At 76.3% G+C, this 2,923-nt stretch carries 3 protein-coding genes; 2 read left to right on the top strand and 1 reads right to left on the bottom strand.

Features of this window, described 5'->3' with window-relative positions; genetic code table 11:
- Window positions 1–228: 228 nt before the first annotated feature.
- Window positions 229–1,092 (bottom strand): dienelactone hydrolase family protein, encoded by an 864-nt coding sequence (locus DZF91_RS25815; RefSeq protein WP_117359796.1) that lies wholly within the window; start codon window positions 1,090–1,092, stop codon window positions 229–231.
- A gap of 116 nt (window positions 1,093–1,208) precedes the next feature.
- Here DZF91_RS25815 and DZF91_RS25810 point away from each other — a divergent pair, with 116 nt between their 5' ends.
- Complete coding sequence (locus DZF91_RS25810) at window positions 1,209–2,177, top strand: GlxA family transcriptional regulator (RefSeq protein ID WP_117359795.1); 969 nt, start codon at window positions 1,209–1,211, stop codon at window positions 2,175–2,177.
- A 140-nt stretch (window positions 2,178–2,317) separates the two neighbouring features.
- A partial coding sequence (locus DZF91_RS25805; protein ID WP_456236657.1) for a P-type ATPase occupies window positions 2,318–2,923 on the top strand: 606 nt, incomplete at its 3' end.

Here is a 2,923-nt window from a genome sequence, read left to right as displayed (position 1 = left end):
CGGTCGCTCCGAGCGCGGCCGGGGCGGTCGTGCCGGAAGCGACCGCCGCCGGTGCGGCCGGGGCGACCGCGAGGACGGCGGCGGCCGGCAGGCCGGTCGCGAGCCGGGTGATGGGACGTTTCATACCAACTCCTCATGGGCGAGACCTTCGCAGCGTTCTTCCCCAGAGGCGAACTCTTTGTAACTGTGCAGACACGAAGAGCTTCCTTCGGTCAACGGGCATATCAGTCAGGGGCGCGCCGGGCGGGCAGCGGCGAAGGGCTCGTGGGGCACGGACGGGTGCAGGCGATCCGTCAGGAAGGCCAGGATCTCGGCCCTGGCCCGCACGGTCGGATGGCCCTCCCGGTCGACCAGGTGGGCGGTGACGACGCTGTGCGGGGTCTGCACCACGTCGCGGAAGAACGGCGGCGGGTCGGTGTTGGCCGCGTCGCCCGACAGGACGCGGCCGTCGAAGGCGTCGCCGAGGAGCGCGCGGTAGGCGGCGAAGCGCCGGCCGGTGCACCAGCGGTCGTCGTCGAAGCGGTAGGCGAGGACGGTCAGCCCGTCGCGTTCGACGCGGTCGCGGATCGCCCGCGCGTCGTCCTCGCCGAGTTCCAGTCCGGCGGGGTCGTCCAGCGGCAGCGAGGGGTGGTTGACGACGGGCGCGACGACCGCCGGTTCGAGGGCCATGGTGAGGGCGAAGTTGCCGGTGAAGCAGAGGCCGATCGCGCCGACCCCCGGGCCGCCGCACTCGGCGTGGGCGCGGCGCGCCAGTCCCCGCAGCCACACCGCGACGGGGCTGGTGCCGCCTCCGCCGAACGCGCGGAACTCGGCGCTGACGCACGCGCGGCGGATGACGTCCCTGCCGTCCTCGACCGTGGGGTACGCGCCGTCCCGGCCGAACAGGGACGGGACGTACACGGTGAAACCGGCGTCCCGGATCCACCGGGCGAGGCGCAGGACGTCGGGGCTGATGCCCGGCATCTCCGGCATGAGGACGACGGCCGGTCCGGATCCGGCGGTGTGGACGGTCTTCTCGACGCCGTCCACGTCCACCGTCCGGCGGGAGAAGTCGGTGATCGGGTCGTCGCGCTGGTCTTCGGCGGTGCTCATGGCAGCCAGCGTCGCGCGGACGACCCTCGGCGCACGAGAGGCCGGATCGCCATGTATCGGGGTAATCTCGCCATCGGCGGCGGCTGCCGGACGGCCGTCCGGCGGGAGGAGGGCCGATGAGCGCGCTGCGGGTCGGTGTCCTGGCCTATCCGGGCTGTTTCGCGTCGGAGGTGTTCGGCGTCCCGGACCTGCTGACGATGGCCGCGCACGTCGCCGGTCCGCACCGGCCCGGCTTCGAGGTGTCGGTGGTCTCGCCCCGCCGCCGTGTCGCCGCGTCGGGCGGCGTGGCGCTGGCCGTCACCGCACCGCGCGAGGTGGACGTCCTGGTCGTCCCGGGCTTCGAGCTGCTGCCCGGCCTGGACCTGGACGCCAGGCTCGCCGCCCTCACCGCCGAGGTCGCCGTCGTCCGCGCGCACGCCGCCACGGGCGCCGCCGTCGTTTCCATCTGCGTCGGCGCGTTCCTGCTCGCCGAGGCCGGGCTGCTGCACGGACGGCAGGCCACCACGGCCTGGCTCTTCGCCGGAGAACTGGCCCGCCGCTGCCCCGGTGCCGACGTCCGGCCCGACCGCCTGGTCGTCACCGACCGGGGCGTGACGACCACGGCGGCGTTCAGCGCCATGTACGACTTCGCCCTGGGGCTGATCCGGCGGCACAGCGGGAGCGGGGTCGCGCGCACGACCGCGCGGATGGCGCTCCTGGACGACGCGCGCTCGTCCCAGACGCCCTACGTGGACGCGCGGCTCCTGCCCCGGCCCGGCGATGGGTTCGCCCGCCGGGTCATGCGGGAACTCGACCAGAACCTCGCCGCCCGGTACGACCTGGCCGCGCTGGCGGCCGTGTTCAACGTCAGCACCCGGACGCTGCTGCGCCGCTTCGCCGAGGAGACCGGCCAGAGCCCGCTCGCCTACCTCCAGGCGGCCCGCGTCCGGCGGGCCCGCCACCTGCTGGAGACCACCGACCGGACCGTCGCGGGCGTCGCCGCCGCCGTCGGCTACCGCGACCCGGGGACCTTCGCCGCCCTGTTCGCCCGGCACACCGGGCAGCGCCCCCGCGACTACCGCGCGGCCTTCCGCCGCCGCGACTGACCGGCCGTTCCCGGCCTCCTCCCCGGAGGACCGCCGGACGGCCCGGGCGGCGTCCTCGGGCATGGCCCGCCCGCAGGCGTCCGGCCCCCGTGGGGGATGATGGTGACGGGAGTGGGAAGACGGCCGGAAGGGGACTGGCCATGGTGACACCGCTGCAGAGCGCCGCCCGCCGGCTGTGGGGTCTGCGGGACGAGGTGATGCTGGTCCTGACGCTGGGCGGGCTCGCGGCGGGCGGCGCGGCCTGGTGGCTCGGCGCGCGGGGCGCCGCCGACGCCGTCTGGGCGGCGGTGACGGTGGTGGCGCTGGTCCCGGCCGTGTGGTGGGTGCTGGTCGGCCTGCGCCGCGGCAGCGTCGGCACCGACGTGATCGCCGTCCTCGCGCTCGCCGGCACCCTCGCCACCCGCGAGTACCTGGCGGGCGCGGTGATCGGGGTGATGCTCACCGGCGGGCAGGCGCTGGAGCGCCGCGCCGGGCGGCGGGCCCGCAAGGACCTCGGCGCGCTGTTGTCGCTGGCGCCGCGCGTCGCGCACCGCGAGGACGCCGGGGGCGTCACGACCGTCGACGTCGCCGAGGTGCGGCCCGGCGACCGGCTGCAGGTCCGGGCCGGCGAGGTGGTGCCGGTGGACGGGCGGATCGAGGCCGGCCCGGCCGTCCTGGACGAGTCGACGCTCACCGGCGAGCCGCTGCCGGTCGAGCGGGGCGCGGGCGAGGAGGCGCGCGGCGGCACCGTCAACGCCGGCGGGCCG

It is taken from the genome of Actinomadura logoneensis, assembly GCF_003428695.1.
In the GTDB taxonomy this organism is placed as follows: domain Bacteria; phylum Actinomycetota; class Actinomycetes; order Streptosporangiales; family Streptosporangiaceae; genus Spirillospora; species Spirillospora logoneensis.
This window is presented reverse-complemented; position numbering and strand designations above follow the sequence as displayed.

What these genes read in the sequence shown, in the direction of transcription:
- DZF91_RS25815 (WP_117359796.1), bottom strand. Translation starts at nt 1,092, where the DNA reads ATGAGCACCGCCGAAGACCAGCGCGACGACCCGATCACCGACTTCTCC.
- DZF91_RS25810 (WP_117359795.1), top strand. Translation starts at nt 1,209, where the DNA reads ATGAGCGCGCTGCGGGTCGGTGTCCTGGCCTATCCGGGCTGTTTCGCG.